11 protein-coding genes are annotated in these 16,100 nt (G+C 68.8%); 9 read left to right on the top strand and 2 right to left on the bottom strand.

Annotated features, from left to right (window positions below):
• Positions 1-9 precede the first annotated feature (9 nt).
• From ACP7AI_RS00700 to ACP7AI_RS00690, 3 genes are all read left to right on the top strand, one after another.
• The gene (locus ACP7AI_RS00700) at positions 10-825 is read left to right on the top strand and encodes an MlaA family lipoprotein (RefSeq protein ID WP_426162961.1); all 816 of its coding nucleotides are present in this window, start codon (positions 10-12) and stop codon (positions 823-825) included.
• A gap of 318 nt (positions 826-1,143) precedes the next feature.
• Complete coding sequence (locus ACP7AI_RS00695) at positions 1,144-1,374, top strand: hypothetical protein (protein ID WP_426162959.1); 231 nt, start codon at positions 1,144-1,146, stop codon at positions 1,372-1,374.
• A 94-nt stretch (positions 1,375-1,468) separates the two neighbouring features.
• Positions 1,469-1,765, top strand: a complete 297-nt coding sequence (locus ACP7AI_RS00690; RefSeq protein WP_426162957.1) for a hypothetical protein — start codon at positions 1,469-1,471, stop codon at positions 1,763-1,765.
• Between the two features lie 75 nt (positions 1,766-1,840).
• Here the strand turns inward: ACP7AI_RS00690 and groL are convergent, their stop codons facing one another.
• Together groL and groES are read right to left on the bottom strand one after the other, a co-directional pair.
• The gene (gene groL, locus ACP7AI_RS00685; protein ID WP_426162955.1) at positions 1,841-3,490 is read right to left on the bottom strand and encodes a chaperonin GroEL; all 1,650 of its coding nucleotides are present in this window, start codon (positions 3,488-3,490) and stop codon (positions 1,841-1,843) included.
• A 44-nt stretch (positions 3,491-3,534) separates the two neighbouring features.
• The gene (gene groES / locus ACP7AI_RS00680) at positions 3,535-3,822 is read right to left on the bottom strand and encodes a co-chaperone GroES (protein ID WP_152576673.1); all 288 of its coding nucleotides are present in this window, start codon (positions 3,820-3,822) and stop codon (positions 3,535-3,537) included.
• 224 nt (positions 3,823-4,046) lie between these two features.
• On the opposite strand from groES, the gene ACP7AI_RS00675 reads away from it, so the two are divergent.
• From ACP7AI_RS00675 to ACP7AI_RS00650, 6 genes are all read left to right on the top strand, one after another.
• Positions 4,047-5,813: a DUF885 domain-containing protein gene (locus ACP7AI_RS00675; RefSeq protein ID WP_426162953.1), complete on the top strand. Its 1,767-nt coding sequence runs from the start codon at positions 4,047-4,049 to the stop codon at positions 5,811-5,813.
• Positions 5,814-5,910: 97 nt separating this feature from the next.
• The gene (locus ACP7AI_RS00670) at positions 5,911-7,707 is read left to right on the top strand and encodes a di-heme-cytochrome C peroxidase (protein WP_426162951.1); all 1,797 of its coding nucleotides are present in this window, start codon (positions 5,911-5,913) and stop codon (positions 7,705-7,707) included.
• Between the two features lie 18 nt (positions 7,708-7,725).
• The gene (locus tag ACP7AI_RS00665; RefSeq protein ID WP_426162949.1) at positions 7,726-8,967 is read left to right on the top strand and encodes a cytochrome P450; all 1,242 of its coding nucleotides are present in this window, start codon (positions 7,726-7,728) and stop codon (positions 8,965-8,967) included.
• Positions 8,968-8,973: 6 nt separating this feature from the next.
• Positions 8,974-10,737: a trypsin-like serine peptidase gene (locus ACP7AI_RS00660; RefSeq protein ID WP_426162947.1), complete on the top strand. Its 1,764-nt coding sequence runs from the start codon at positions 8,974-8,976 to the stop codon at positions 10,735-10,737.
• Positions 10,734-13,805 carry an AAA family ATPase gene (locus ACP7AI_RS00655; protein ID WP_426162945.1) on the top strand — a complete coding sequence of 1,024 codons (3,072 nt, stop codon included), beginning with the start codon at positions 10,734-10,736 and terminating at the stop codon, positions 13,803-13,805. Before ACP7AI_RS00660 ends, ACP7AI_RS00655 begins: the two co-directional genes overlap by 4 nt.
• Positions 13,798-15,729 (top strand): DNA/RNA non-specific endonuclease, encoded by a 1,932-nt coding sequence (locus tag ACP7AI_RS00650; protein ID WP_426162943.1) that lies wholly within the window; start codon positions 13,798-13,800, stop codon positions 15,727-15,729. The genes ACP7AI_RS00655 and ACP7AI_RS00650 overlap by 8 nt, the downstream gene beginning before the upstream one ends.
• The last annotated feature ends 371 nt before the right edge of the window (positions 15,730-16,100 follow it).

The following is a 16,100-nucleotide window of genomic DNA, read 5'->3' as shown; positions in this document are numbered from 1 at the left end:
AGGGTCTTGATGTTTCTCCGTTTTCGGGCGCCGGCCGCCATCTTGCCGCTGCTGGTGCTCGCGGCCTGCGCGACACCCCGAGCCGGCGGGCTCGAGACTGCCGAGGCCGACCGCTGGGAAGCCAGCAACCGCCGCATCTATGCGTTCAACAAGCGCGTCGACAAATATGCGCTGAAGCCGGCCGCCAACACCTATCGGACCGTCGTGCCGATCGCCGCGCGCCATGGCGTGACCAACGTCTACAGCACCTACAACGAGCCGCTGAACTTTCTCAACGACCTGCTGCAGGGCAAGATCAGCAAGGCCTTCCGCTCGGTCGACCGCTTCCTCATCAACGCGACGATCGGCGTCGGCGGGCTCGCCGACAACGCCACCGACCTCGGCCGCCCGGAAGAACCCGAGGACTGGGGCCAGACCTTTGCCCACTGGGGCATCAAGTCCGGTCCCTATGTCATGCTGCCGTTCCTGGGCCCGTCGACGCTGCGCGACAGCTTCGGCCTCGGCTTCGATTTCGTCGTCCACCCGTCGGATTTCGTGCGCAATGCCACGCTCAGCCCCAGCCTCTACTGGCGCGCCGGCCAGATTTCGGTGCGCCTCGTCAACCTGCGCGCCCGCATCACCGACCAGGGCGGCGACGCGCTGCTCGCCGACAGCCTCGATGAATATACGCTGGTGAAATCGGCCTATCTGCAGAGCCGCAGGAACGCCATCTGGGACGGCAACCCGCCCTATGACGCGTCGGAGGACGGCAGCGAGGACGTGCCCCCTCCCGCCGATGCGCCGGCGCCGGCGCCCGCGCCCACTGCACCGACACCACCACAATAACCGTCACCCCGGCGGAGGCCGGGGCCCATGAACCACGATTTCTGTCGCGGCGGATGCACGCGTGCGGCGAAGCTTGCGGTTTATGGGCGCCGGCCTGCGCCGGGGTGACAGGGAATAACGCCTAGCGCACCGCTGCCGCCACAATAACCGGCAGCAGCGGCGCCAGCAAAGATGCGTTCGCTATACAGCCCCATCGGCGCAGCCTGGCGATGTCCGCCCCGCGGTGCAAGCCTGCGCTATCCCGTGGCGCAAGCCTGCGCTATCCCGCGGCGCAAGCCTGCGCTATGCCCCGGCGCAACCCTGCGCTATCGAACGCCGATGATGCGCATCCCAGCTCTCTGCCTCCTCGCGGCGCTTGCTCTCGCCGGCTGCGACGACGACCCAGACAAGCGCACCACCCCGCAGGAAAGCCGCGTCACCGCCAAGGCGGTGGCCGATGTCGATGCGGCGATGGCCGACGCCCGGAAAGCCAGGCCGCTCCCGGCAGCCGCAGCACCCGCCGCCACGGCGGAACCATCCGCCGATACCACCTCCGACGCCGAAAAATAGCGCGACGGAATGGCACTGCCGGACACCGTGAAGGAACTTATGTCGGCTTCGCGGCTTCGTTGCAGCAATACAAACTGAGAAACGGGAGCCCGATATGCGCACTGCCAAGATTGCCACACTGATGTTCGCCGCCGCCGCCCTGCCGCTCGCCGCCTGCGGTGAAAAGCGCGACGACAGCGCGACGACGACCAGCACCACGACGACCAGCGATGCCATGACCGGCACGACGACGACCGACAGCGCCGGCGGCATGACGTCGGACACGATGTCGACCGCGCCGACCGACACGACAACGATGCCGAGCGACGGCACCACCAGCTCGACCATGTCGGACGGCTCAATGTCCTCGACGATGTCGGACACCACGACGTCGACGACGCCGCCGCAGTAATCGCGTCGGCTTCGCCCACGAAAAAGGGGCCGTGGCATCCGCCACGGCCCCTTCTTTTCGTGCGGTCGGTATGGACTAGAAGTCCATGCCGCCCATGCCGCCCATGCCGCCGCCGGGCATGCCGCCGCCGCCGCCCTTGTCGTCGGCCGGCAGTTCGGTGATCGCGGCTTCCGTCGTGATCAGCAGCGATGCGACCGAAGCGGCATCCTGCAGCGCGGTGCGAACGACCTTGGTCGGGTCGATCACGCCGGCGGCCACGAGGTTCTCGTAGACATCGGTCTGCGCGTTGAAGCCGATCTTGTCGTCATCGCCATCGAGCAGCTTGCCCGAGACGACGGCGCCGTCATGGCCAGCGTTCGACGCGATCTGGCGGACCGGAGCGAACAGCGCGCGACGGATGATGTCGACACCGCGGGTCTGGTCGTCGTTGGCGCCCTTCAGGCCTTCGAGGGCCTTGGTAGCGTACAGCAGCGCGGTACCACCGCCCGGGACGATGCCTTCTTCGACAGCGGCGCGGGTGGCGTGCAGGGCGTCGTCGACGCGATCCTTGCGCTCCTTGACTTCGACTTCGGTCGAACCGCCGACCTTGATGACCGCGACACCACCGGCGAGCTTGGCAAGACGCTCCTGGAGCTTCTCCTTGTCATAGTCCGACGTGGTGATCTCGATCTGGGCGCGGATCTGCTCGACACGGCCCTTGATGCTGTCGGCTTCGCCGGCGCCATCGATGATCGTCGTGTTGTCCTTGTCGATGGTGACGCGCTTGGCGACACCGAGCATCGGCAGGGTGACGTTCTCCAGCTTGATGCCGAGGTCTTCGGAAATCATCTCACCCTTGGTCAGGACGGCGATGTCTTCCAGCATGGCCTTGCGGCGATCGCCGAAGCCCGGCGCCTTGACGGCGGCAACCTTGAGGCCGCCGCGCAGCTTGTTGACGACGAGCGTCGCCAGGGCTTCGCCTTCGACGTCTTCTGCGATGATCAGCAGCGGGCGACCCGACTGGACGACGGCTTCCAGGACCGGGAGCAGCGCCTGCAGGTTCGACAGCTTCTTCTCATGGATCAGGATGTAGGGCGATTCGAGCTCGACCTGCATCTTTTCCGGGTTGGTGATGAAATAGGGGCTCAGATAGCCGCGGTCGAACTGCATGCCCTCGACGACCTCGAGCTCCGATTCCATGCCCTTGGCTTCTTCGACAGTGATGACGCCTTCCTTGCCGACCTTTTCCATGGCCTTGGCAATCATCTCGCCGATTTCCGACTCGCCATTGGCCGAGATCGTGCCGACCTGGGCGATTTCGGCGGTGCCGGCGACGGGCTTGGAGCGCGCCTTGAGATCAGCGACGACCTTGCCGACGGCGAGATCGATGCCGCGCTTCAGGTCCATCGGGTTCATGCCGGCGGCGACCGACTTCATGCCTTCGCGCACGATGGCCTGGGCCAGCACGGTGGCGGTGGTGGTACCGTCCCCTGCGATGTCGTTGGTCTTCGAAGCGACTTCGCGGACCATCTGGGCGCCCAGGTTCTCGAACTTGTCCTTCAGTTCGATTTCCTTGGCGACGGTGACGCCGTCCTTGGTGATGCGCGGGGCACCGAACGACTTTTCGATGACGACGTTGCGGCCCTTGGGACCCAGCGTGACCTTGACCGCATCGGCAAGGATGTCGACGCCGCGCAGGATGCGCTCACGCGCGTCGCGGCTGAACTTGACGTCTTTGGCTGCCATGTTGATTTCCTTTATTTATTCGCTGACAATCTTCGGCTCGGGCTTCAGCCCAGAATGCCCAGGATGTCGCTTTCCTTCATGATGATCAGGTCTTCGCCGCCGACCTTGACCTCGGTGCCCGACCATTTGCCGAACAGGATCTTGTCGCCGGCCTTGACCTCGAGCGGATGGACGGTGCCATCGTCGCCGCGCGCGCCGGTGCCGACGGAGACGACTTCGCCTTCCTGCGGTTTTTCCTTCGCGGTATCGGGGATGATGATCCCGCCGGCGGTTTTCTCTTCGGCTTCGACACGGCGCACGAGCACGCGGTCGTGGAGCGGACGGAACGTCATATTAGCCCTCACTTCGGTTAAAATCTGACCCGTTGGCACTCGGCAGATGCGAGTGCCAACAGCGAGGCGGCATATGTAACCGCCGATGAACAAGGTCAAGGCCGCGGCACCGCCTGCCACATAAAATTCATCGCCGACGCCCTTGCCGGGTTGACGCGCCGCCCCCTGCCGATACCGATGGCGGCGTGCCCGGCGACACCGCCGGCCGGGGGGAGTCGCATCGCATGGCCAGGATTTCGGGCTTGTCATCAATCGCCGCTACGTTGCTGGCCATCGCGGCGCCTGCAGCGGCCCAACCGGCCGCACCCGTCGCCGCCGCGACATCCCCCGCCGAAGCCCGCGCCAACGCGCTCTACGCCGCCGAATGGAAGTGGCGAAAGGCCGAGTTCGCCGAGGTCGAGGACGGCCCGCGCTCGCGTCCCGGCGATCACCTGCCCGGCGCCACCCCCGCCGATTTCGCCCGGCGCCTGGCCTATTGGACGAAAGCCCTCGCCGACGCCGACGCCATCCCCGTCGCTGAACTGTCCAACGAAGGCCGCATCAACCTCGCCGTCTTCCGCACGTCGCTGCAGGCCGAAACCGCCAATATCCGCTTCAGGACCTATGAGGCGCCGCTCAACAGCGACACCTTCTTCTGGGGCGAGATCAAGCCCTATTCGTCCTTGTCGACCCCGGCCGAATATCGCCGCTATCTCAACCGGTTGCGCGAGGTGCCGCGCTGGTTCGACGAGAACATCGCCAACATGCGCGCCGGTTTGGCCCGCGGCTATTCGGTGCCGCGCGTCGGGCTGGAGGGCCGCGACGCCACCATCGTGCCGTTCACCGCCACCGACGACAGCAACCCGCTGTTCGACGTTTTCAAGCGCCTGCCCGATTCCATGCCCGCCGCCGAACAGGCAGCGCTGCGCGCCGAGGCCCGCCAGATCATCGCCGGCACCGCCGCCCCGGCCTATGCCCGGCTGCTCGCCTTCATGCGCACCGAATATATGCCGAAAACACGGGCGACGATCGCCGCCTACGACCTGCCCGACGGCAAGGCCTTCTACCAGGCACAGATCCGCGAATACACGACGCTCGACCTGACGCCCGAGCAGATCCACGCCATCGGGCTATCGGAGGTCGCGCGCATCGACGCCGACATGCAGAAAACCATGGCCGACGCCGGCTTCAAGGGCAGCTTTGCCGAATTCCTTGCCTTCCTGCGCAAGGACCCGCAGTTCTACGCCAAGACGCCGCGCGAGCTGCTCGGCTTTTCGGCCTATGTGACGAAGCGCATGGACGGCAAGCTGAAGGACGTGTTCGGCACCCTGCCCCGCTATCGCTTCACCATCCTGCCGGTGCCCGATGCCATTGCCCCCATCTACACCTCGGGCCGCGGCGGGCTCGATGCCTGCTTGATGAACACCTATGACCTGCCGGCGCGGCCGCTCTATGCGCTGACCGCGCTGACGCTGCACGAATGCGTGCCCGGCCACAGCTTCCAGGCGGCGCTGGCGCTGGAGGCGCCGCCGCGCCCGCCGTTCCGCCGCGAGACCTATTTTTCCGGCTATGGCGAAGGCTGGGGGCTGTACACCGAATGGCTGGGCACCAAGCTCGGCCTGTACGAGACGCCGTACGAGGAGTTCGGCCGCGAGACGTTCGAGATGTGGCGCGCGGTCCGGCTGGTCATCGACACCGGTATCCATTCGATGGGCTGGAGCCGCCAGCGCGCCATCGACTATCTCGCCGGCCACACCGCCCTGTCGCAGCGCGATGTCGAGATCGAGGTCGACCGCTACATCAGCTGGCCGGGCCAGGCGCTCGCCTACAAGCTCGGCGAGATGCGCATCAGGAAGCTGCGCGCCGAGGCCGAGGCGGAACTGGGCCCGCGCTTCGACCAGCGCCCGTTCCACGACGCGTTGCTGGCGATGGGATCGGTGCCGCTGCCGGTGATGGAAAGCGAGATGCGTGCCTTCATCGCGGCGGAAAAGGCCAAGGTGGCAAAGCCCTAGGCGCACCATCGTTGCGCGGCGCAACGAAGCCTGTAGAGTGTTGGGAAAATAATAACGAGTCGCGTCAACAGATTGCAACCACCACTTGGGGGGCGTCATGGTCGACCGCGTTTTCGTTCTAAAGGCTTTGGCAACAATATCGACAGCCGCGACCATTGCGGCCTGTACCTCCTATTCCAATGCTTCCCCCCAGGCCGGCGCCGGCTGGCAGAACTGGTCGGCGCAACAGCAATCGGCCTGGTATTCGGCGACCCAAGGTTCCCGGCTGATGCCGCTGGCCTGGCTGCTGGCGCTCGAGCAGCCCGATGCGGCCAAGCCCTTCCTCGGCCCCGACACCATCGCCCAATGGCGGCTGCTACCGCGCCCCAACAGCGATCGCCTGCCGATCGGGCTGGTCGTCGACGACAATGACGACAGCAACCTCGCCAATTCGAAGCTGCGCTGGTTCGCCGGCCAGGGCCCCAAGGAAAAGTGGGTCGGCATGAACTGTTCGGCGTGCCACACCGCCGAACTGACCTACCAGGGCAAGGCCATGCGCGTCGACGGCGGCCCGGCGCTGTTCGATTTCCAGACCTTTGTCGAGGATCTCGATGCTGCCGTCCGCGCCACCGTCAACGCTCCCGACGGCTCCGAGAAATGGGACCGCTTCGCCAAGGCCGCGCTCGCCGACAAGGACAGTGCCGGCAACCGCACCCTGCTGCGCGCCGCGCTGGCGAAGCTGCTCGCCTGGGAAGATCGCGTCGAGGCGATGAACAAGACGCCGCTGCGCTATGGCTATGGCCGCGTCGATGCCTTTGGCCATATCTTCAACAAGGTCTCGCTGTTCACCGGCGCCGCCACCCCGACGCGCAATCCGGCCGACGCCCCGGTCAGCTATCCGCACATCTGGGACATCCACCGCTTCGACAAGCTGCAATGGAACGGCATCGCCCAGAACCAGCGCCTGTCGCTGGGCGGCGACCGCTACCTCGATTACGGCGCGCTCGGCCGCAACGCCGGCGAAGTGCTCGGCGTGTTCGGCGACATCACCGTGACGCCGAACGGCGGCCTTGGCGGCTACAAATCGAGCATCCAGGCCGACAACCTCATCCGCCTCGAAACCCAGCTGGTGTCGCTGAAGGCGCCGGCCTGGCCGACGAGCTTCGGCGCGCTCGACGCGGCCAAGGTCGCCGCCGGCAAGGCGCTGTTCGCCGCCGATTGCCTCAGCTGCCACAAGAAGGACCCGGGCGAATTCCAGAAGGCGGCGATGATCCCGCTGAAACCCGGCGTCAACGCCACCGACCCCTGGATGGCCTGCAACGCCATCACCTACAAATCCGCCACCGGCAACCTGCAGGGCACCACCAAGGGTTATATCGGCAGCGGTGAAAAATTCGGCGCCGAGGCTCCCGTCGCCGAAATGCTCGAAACCACCGTCAAGGGCGCGCTGATCGGCAAGAAGGGCCAGATCATCGGCCAGACCGCCAAGGTGTTCTTCGGCGGCGGGGGCGCGCCGCGCGTCGTCACCGAGGAAGCGCCCGACATGCGGCCGCTGGTCCTCGACGCCTGCTACAAGTCGGGCAGCCCGCATATGGCGTACAAGGCGCGGCCATTGGACGGCATCTGGGCGACGGCGCCCTTCCTCCACAACGGCTCGGTGCCGACGCTGTACGACCTGCTGCTGCCGGCGGCGCAGCGGCCCAAGGCGTTCATGATGGGCACGCGCGAATATGACCCGGTCAAGGTCGGCTATCGGACCGAGGCGGCGTCACCGGGCAACAGTTTTCGCTATGCGACCGTCGCCGCCGACGGCTTCCCGATTCCCGGCAACGGCAGCGAAGGCCATGACTATGGCGTCGGCAAGCTGACCGAGCCGCAGCGCCAGGCGCTGCTCGAATATCTGAAATCGCTCTAGGCGCTGCGGGGGCAGGACATGACAGGCTATCTCGAACGGCTCGACGCGACGCCGGCCGCCCAGCGCTGGCCGCTGGTGCGCGGCTGGATGCAGCAGGAGGCGCACCCCTTCTTTGCCGAGGTGCGCGAGCAGCGGCCGGTGATCGTGCTGCCGGAGCTGACGCTTGTCTTCCGCCACGCCGACTGCGCGCTGGTGCTGCGCCGCCACGGCGATTTCGGCGTCGATCTCTACAAGCCCAAGCAGGGCGATTACTTCATGGCGCAGGACGATACCGCCGCCCATTGGCGCGAGAAGTCGATCATGAAGGCGGTGCTCGATTTCGAACAGATCCCCGAAATCCGCAGCTGGGTCGCCGACCGCGCCGCCAACCTGCTGATGGAGGCCAACGGCCGCATCGACCTGCCGGTGAAGCTGACCCGCCAGGTGCCGGTCGACATGGTCCAGCAGTTCTTCGGGCTGGATGGCCAGGACCCCGCCGACCTCATCGAATGGTCCTACTGGAACCAGCAGGACGCGTTCCACAACCAGCCGTTCGATGGCCAGAGCGCGGCGCGATCGGCGGAAATCACCGCCGGGCGCGAACGCAGCAGCATCCGGCTCGGCCTGTTCATCGGCCGGCTGGTGCTGCGGCGCTCGATCGCGGTGAAGCTCGGCCTGGGCGGCGACGACCCGATCACGCGACTGTTGCAGATCTCGTTTTCCGACGGCGTCAAGTTCGGCGTCAAGAAGGTGCTGTTCAACGCCGGCGGGCTGCTCATCGGCGCCGTCGAGACCACCAATCACTGCGTCAACAATGTCATGGCGGAGCTCTTCTCCCGGCCCGAAATGCTGGCCGAGGCGCAGCGCCTGGCGCGCAACAGCCCACCCGAAACCATCGACGGCGTCGCGCTGGAGGCGCTGCGCTTTCGCCCGGCCTTCCCCTATTTCTTCCGCACCTGCCACCGCGCCACCGAAATCGCCGGCGGCACACCGCATGCGCAGGTGATCCAGCCCGGCACCACCGTGCTGGCGATGACCCACAGCGCCATGTCGGACCCGGCGAGCTTTCCCGATCCGACCCGTTTCGACCCGCACCGCGCCCAGGGCGACAATTTCACCTTCGGCCAGGGCATCCACGAATGCCTCGGGCGTGCCATCGCCAAGCCGATGCTGGGCGAAATCGTCCGCCAGCTGCTGCTGCTGCCCGGGCTGCACGAGGTCGCGCCGGTCGAATTCCGCAGTGGCGTGCCGGAACATTACCAACTCGCCTGGAATGGCTGACGGGCGATGTGGGATGCCGCCGAAATCGCCGCGGCCATCGATGCCCACCCCGACATCGCCGCCGATGCGCTGGGTGCCGTCATGCTCGACGCGACCGGGCCCCGGCTGGAAGCGGCCGGGCTGACCGCGGCGGCGCAGATGTTCGGGCGCGCGCCGGGTGATTTCTGGGTCGAGCAGCTGGCGGCCCGCAGCCTCGCCGAATCCTTTGCCCGGGCGCTCAGCGTGCGCGGCGTCGCCATCGACTTCGGCACCGCCGAGTTCGAAGCCGTCGACATCACCGCATCGAATCTCGATCCCGCCAAGGCCGCCGCCTTCCTCGCCCGCGCCGCCGCCTTTCGCTGCCGCATCCTGCGCGACGGCGTCGTCATGGGCTCGGGCATCCTCGTCGGCCCGACGACGGTGCTCACCGCCTTCCACGTCCTCGCCGCAACGCCGACGTCGGTGGCGGAGCCCTGGTCGAAGGTCACCGTGCTGTTGTCCGACGGCCGCTCGATCGACGCGGTGATGCCGCCGGTGATCGCATCGCCGACCACCGCCGATGAAGCCGCCAGCCGGCTGCCGCGCGACGATACCGCGGTCAATGGCGACGATTATGCCATCATCCGGCTGGCCCGGCCGGCCGGCGCGCTGATGGGGTCGGCGCCGCTGCCGGCCCAGCCCGGCGCCTATAGCCGGCGCGCCGCGGTCATCGTCGTCCATTACCCCGAAGGCCAGGACAAGGGCATCGGCTTCGGCAGCCTCGGCAAAATCCCGCGCCTGACGAGCCGCTGGGGCCACAGTGTCGAAACCCGCGGCGGCTCGTCGGGCGGCGGCTGTTTCGATGCGACGCTGACGCTCGCCGGCATCCACCAGGGCAAGGGCTGGCGCGACGGCGGCCGGCTGGTGCCGACGGCGCGCTTCCTCGGCAAGATCCGCCCGCTCGTCGATGCCGACCAGGCGCCGTCGCGGATGTGGTCGCTCGACGGCACGCCCGACGGCGAATTCGTCATCGGCCGCCAGGCCTTTTTCGAAGCCTATGCGCTGGCCCGCGGCAACAGCCGGGTGCGCGGCATCCGCGTCAAGCGCGCCGATGCGGCGGGCGATCTCGCCGGCCTCGCCTTTTCCTTCGCCATGCTCGACCGCATGACGGCGCGCAGCCCCGACACGCGCCAGTGCCGCATCAGCTTCGAAACCTTGATCCCCGATCTCGCCAACGACATCCTTCGCCGCGCCGGCGCCGTCGGCTTTGCCTGCACACCGATCGAGGATCGCCAGGGCGTCGCCGCCGAACAAAGCGCCCCCGAAGCCGTCGGCGCCGATCGCGGCCGCCGCGCCGCCGCCGCGCTCGATGCGACGGCCGCGGCGCTCGGCCGCCAGCTCTGGCTCTTCATCGACCACCCGGCGATCGCCTTCGGCGACGCGATGCGCGCCGAACTGGAAGGCTTCATCGACCAGGCGCTGAAGCTGCCCCACCTCCGCCTCGTCGTCGCCGGCTTCGAGGCGGTCGCCGTCCCCGGCCTCGAATTCCAGGCGATGCCCAACCCGCCCGACATCGGCGCGCCGGGGCTGATGACCGACTACATCACCGGCTTCGGTGAAAGCGACGTGCGGCTGTTCCTTGCCGATGCGGCGGCAGCGGCCGGCACGACGCTGTCGGCGGAACGCGTTGCCGAACTGGTGCAGCAGGGCCTTGCCGGCCTCGCCGACGTCAACGGCATCTATGATCCCTGGCAGGCCCGCCAGGTCGCGGAGCGGTTGCGCCCCGCCGTCCGCGCGATGTTCGCGGCATGAGCGGGCCGCCCGACCCCGACGCCGCGCCCTTCGTCGCCCGCGCCAAGCGCTATGCGGCGCTGTCGGGCCCCTTCGAGCCGATCGCCGCGCTGCGCGCCGCCGCGGTCACCGATGCCGGGCTGACGACGCTCGTCGCCTCGGCGCTCGCCGCCGCCTGCGATACCGATCTCGAAAACGGCAGCCGCTGGCTGATCCGCAGCGGGGAGCGCCGCTTCATCCTCGACCGCACACTGAAGGACCGCGCCGACCTCCTCGCCGCCGTGGCGGAGCGCCGGGCCCAGGATCCCGACCAGGCCGCCGCAGACCTGCTCGCGGCGCTGGCCGGCGACGGTGCCTTCACCGACACCGCCGTCGCCGATGCGCTGTCAGCGCCGACGCCCGATCGCCCGCTGATCGAACGCATCGTCGCCGCGCTCGATCGCGCCGGCCTGGCGGCGCCGGCCGGCGGCCGCATCGTCGATGCCCGCCAGGCGCTGTCCCGCCATGACCGGCAGGCGCGGCGCAGCGGTTTCGAGGCGCGCGGCTTCTTCGGGCGCGAAAGCGAGACGGCGGCGCTGATCGCCTGGCTCGAAAAGCCGCTGGTCGCGCCGCCGGTGCGCGCGGCGTACATTGCCGGCAACCCCGGCATCGGCAAATCGGCGCTGCTGGAGGAAGTCACCGGCCGCGCCGGCGATGCCCGCGGCGGCATCGTCGTGCGCCTCGATTTCGATCGCGCCGGCCTCGACGTCAACGACCTGCTCGGGCTGACGATGGAGCTGGCGCGCCAGATCGCCGATCGACTCGGCGACGCCGGCAAGCCGATCCTCGAGGCCCGGCTGCGCGCCGCCAGCGTCACCCGCGGTGAAGAAAGCTATGGCAACAGCAGCCGCGGCAGCGTGCCGCCCGAGCTGGCGGCGGTGGTCGGCGCCGCGGTGCGCACCTCGGGCCGCCCGGTGCTGCTGGTCCTCGATACCGTGGAGGTGCTGCGCGCCCGCGGCGAGGAACACCCCGAGCGGCTGTTCCGCTGGCTCGACACGCTGCTTGCGGCGGGGCTGCGGCCGCTCGCCGTGCTGGCCGCCGGGCGCGGCAATGCCCTCGACAGCGCCCCCGGCCGCGTCGGGCTGGCGGTGCCGCTCGATGGCCTCGATGGCCCGGCAACCGATGCGCTGCTGGTCCGGCTCGCGGTGCCGCCCGAAGCCCGCGCGGCGATCACCGACCTGGCCAACGGCAACCCGCTGGTGCTGCGCCTCGCCGCCACCGTCGTCCGCGAGCATGGTGTCGGCGAACTGCCGCAGGGGATGCTCGACAAGGATGTGGCGGCGGCGTTCCTCTACCGCATCCTGCTGTCCCGCATCGACGATCCGGAGCTGCGCCGGCTGGCCCACCCCGGCCTGCTCGCGCGCCGGATCAGCGCCGCCTTCCTCGGCGAGGTGCTGGCGCCGGCGCTCGGGCTGCCGCCGCTGGCGCCGGGCCGCGCCGAAACGTTGTTCAACGCGCTCGCCGGCCAGCTGTGGCTTGTCCAGCGCGATCCCGTAGCGCGCGATTTCGTCATCCATCGCAGCGACATGCGCGCCATCCTGTTGCCCCTGCTCTACCGCGACCAGCCGAAATTGTGCGAAAAGGTCGATGCCGCCGCCGCCGCCTGGTTCGCGCGGCAAAACGATGCCCAGGCCGATGTCGACGCCGCCTATCATCGCCTGCAGCTGATGCGTTTTCGCGACCGCCGCCCGGCGATCACCACGGCCGTGGCGCAGCGCTTCGACCCGGCGACGCTCGCCGAGCTGCCGCCCGAAGCGCGCGATCTCGTCGCCGGTCTCGCCGGGCGCCGGTCGTCGCAGTTGCGAAAGGGCGGCGAAGCCCCGACCGCCGCGGCGCCCATCGTCGACGACGCCGCGCTCGCCGCCGAAGTCCTCAACCTCATCGACCGCGAGGACTGGGCCGAAGGCCAGTTCGTCGTCGACCAGATGGCCACCGCCGGCGGCCTTGATCCGCGCCGGCCGGCGGCGATGGCGATCCGCGCCTTCTACTGGCGCTCGGGCCGCTGGCAGCGCGCCCGCCGCATGTTCGCCGAACGTGACCGGATGGTCCGCGACGATACCGAGATCTTTGCCCTGCCGCTGCCGCTCGCCATCGCGCGGTTCGAAATCCGTGCCGAATTCACCCGGCCCCGGCTACGGCGGATGCTCGCCCTGCCCGGCATCGACGCGCTGATCGCACAGGCGATGCGCAGCGCCGGGCCGCTCGCCCGCCAGGGTGCGCTGGCCTTCGTCCTCGCCGCCAACGGCCATCGCCAGGAACCATTGTGGTCGTCGAAGGACGGCGACGCGGTGGCCGCCGCGCTCGACAGCTGGATTCCCGCCCCCGACGGCCGCCGCGGCCAGGCTCCGGCGACCGCCCATGCCTATGGCGTCGTCCGCGAGCGGCTGGGCGCCCGCGGCCTGGTGTCGGCGGCCGCGATCGAATGGAACGACCTGCAGATGCTGGTGGCGCTGTCGCCCTATCCGGTGGTCGCCGCCAATCTTGCGGTGATGCGCGGCAACGACCGGCTGATCGATGCCGCCCGCGCCGCCGATGCCCGGCTGTCCCAGGCCGGCGGGCTGTTGTCGGGCTCGCCGCTCGGCCTCGGCCCCGTCGCCGCCAATCCCATCGCCGGCATCGCGGGCCTGGGGCTGTTCGCCGAATGGGCGGGGGCGGAGGCCTGGCGCCGCCGCGACCCCGATCTCGGCACGCTCGCCGCCGCCGCCGAACGCTGGCGCCGCACCATCGCCGGCCGCTGGTCCTATGACACGCCGCCACCGGGCTGGCAGGGGGAGGCCGGCGCCGACATCATCATCCGCCGCCGCGTGCAGAAACTCGCGAATTTCGACGATCCTGCCGATTGGGCCCTGCGCCAGCTGGCGCTCTGGGACCCTGCCGATGACGGCCCCGGGCTGCTGGCGCGGCTGCGGCGGCGCCATGGCGGCGTCCTCGCCGCCGTCGCCGCGCTGCCCGATCCCGTCGCCCGCGCCGGGCTGCTGCTCGACCACGACATCCCCTCGGCCTTCGTGCCGCCGCTCGCCATCCTGACCGGAGACTTGCCTCATGACTGACACCGCCGAACGCCGCGAAACCCTGCGCGGCCTGCTGACGCCCAGGATGATCGAGGCGGTCAACGCCCGGCTCGCCGCCGGCAATTTGCCGCCCGCGATCGCCGCGGAGCTGCCCGCCGAGATCGACATCGCCACCGGGCGCGACGCCGCCCAGCTCGAAAGCCTGCTGCCGCTGCCGACGCTGGAAGCCATCGTGCGGCTGACCGGGCGGCCGCCGCTGCTGGTCCGCAACGACAAGGTGGTGCTGGAACCGCTGCCCGACCTGCCCGGCGCCGATGCGAAGATCATCGCCGTGCAGAAATACGTGCCCTCGGTCGGCCGGGTCGAATTCGTCAATTCGACCATGCGCTGGGGCGGCACCGGCTGGGTCATCGATCGCCGCGCCACCGGCGACATCATCATCACCAACCGCCATGTCGCCAAGCTGGTGGCGCAGCGCGCCGCCAACGGCAGCGGCGTGTTCCTGCGCAGCCCCGGCGGCGCCCGCCAGGGCATCAACGTCGATTTCCGCGAGGAAGACGGCAGCGGCGCCGGTGACGCCAGCCGCACCGTGCAGGTCGTCGCCGTCGAATATCTCGCCGACGACCTCGCCGCCGATTGCGCGCTGCTGCGCGTCGCGACGACGGCCCCCGTAAAGCCGTCGCCGCTGCCGCTGGCCGACAAGGAAGCCGCCATGGACGAGCTGGTGACGCTGATCGGTTATCCGGCGCGCGACGCCCGCAACGATGCCGACGCGCAGGAAAAATACTTCCGCGAGCTCTACGACGTGAAGCGGCTGGCGCCCGGCCGCGTCACCCAGGCGCTGACCGGCCAGACGCTGCTGATGCACGACTGCACCAGCCTCGGCGGCAATTCGGGTTCGCCGCTGATCAGCCTCGAATCGGGCAAGGTCGTCGGGCTGCATTTCGCCGGCGTCTTCGGCCAGGGCAACAGCGCCGTCGGCGTCGAGACGCTCAAAAGCCTGCTCAAGGGCAATCTCGTCGCCGTGCCGGGCGGCGGCGCCACCAGCGAAGCGACCTTCGGCGACGGTGTCCATGCCGCCGATTTCTTCAAGGGCCGCAAGGGGTTCTCGACGAAATTCCTCGGCAAGGGCAAGGTCGCGACGCCGTGGCCGAAACTGGCGCCGGCGGCGGCCGCGGGCCTCGCCAAGCCATCGGACAAGCCCAAGGAAGCGGGCGAACTGCGCTACACCCATTTCGGCGTCAAATATTCGGCCGCCGACAAGGTGCCGCTGATGACCGCAGTCAACATCGACGGCCAGAAGACCGTGCGCATCAAGCGCGGCCGCGACCAGTGGTTTGCCGACCTGCGCATCCCCGCCGCCGTCCAGCTCGGATCCGCCAACTATGCCGATGCCGAGATCGACCGCGGCCATCTGGTGCGGCGCGAAGACCCCAATTGGGGCGGCTCGGCGCAGCTCGCCAACGACGATACCTTCCACTACGTCAACGCGGCGCCGCAGCATTCGCAGCTCAACCAGGGCAAGCTGTTGTGGCAGGGGCTGGAAAACTACATTCTCGACAATGCCCGCACCGGCGGCTTCCTCGCCTCGGTCTTCACCGGCCCCATCATCGGCCCCGACGACCCGGTCATCGATGGCGCCCGCGTGCCGCTCGAATATTGGAAGCTGGTGGCGACGCTCGACGAGACCGGCACCAAATTGCGCGCCACCGCCTATCTGCTGAGCCAGGGACAGCTGATCCGCGACCTTCTCGAACGGCGCAGCCGCACCGAGGCGATGGAGGGCATCGTCCTCGGCGAATATCGCACCTTCCAGATCGCGGTCGCCGACCTCGCCGACGCCACCGGCCATGACTTTTCGGCCTATGTCGCCGCCGACCCGCTGTTCCGCCCCCAGGAAGGCGCCGAACCCGCGGCGCCGCGCTTCATCCCGCTCGACAGCCTGGAGGCGATGCAGCTGTAACACCCTGCCGCCCCGGCGCAGGCCGGGGCCCATGAACCACGATCGCCGCCGCAAAAGCCCGACGCGCGCCCCGCCCGACAATGTCGCCCGCGCCGGCACGCCGCCAGCCCCCGCCCGTCCCGGCGCTCCCGTCGCCGGACGGCATGGCGTGTCGCCGGGTCCGGCGAACCGTCAATAAAACACGCGCCTGTCGTTCGCCTCGACACGGCGCCACGATCAACCACAGCACAATGCCGGACGCGCCTTCGACAATAGCGACAGATGTCGTCGGTTCGTTTCTGAGCCGAATATGATCGTCACTAGCCACGATTTTTACACCGTAACAAACAGCACTATAATATTACGCATCCAACATCGGATGTCGTGGTTCG

It is taken from the genome of Sandarakinorhabdus sp. DWP1-3-1 (genome assembly GCF_049896705.1).
Classification (GTDB): domain Bacteria; phylum Pseudomonadota; class Alphaproteobacteria; order Sphingomonadales; family Sphingomonadaceae; genus Sandarakinorhabdus.
This window is presented reverse-complemented; position numbering and strand designations above follow the sequence as displayed.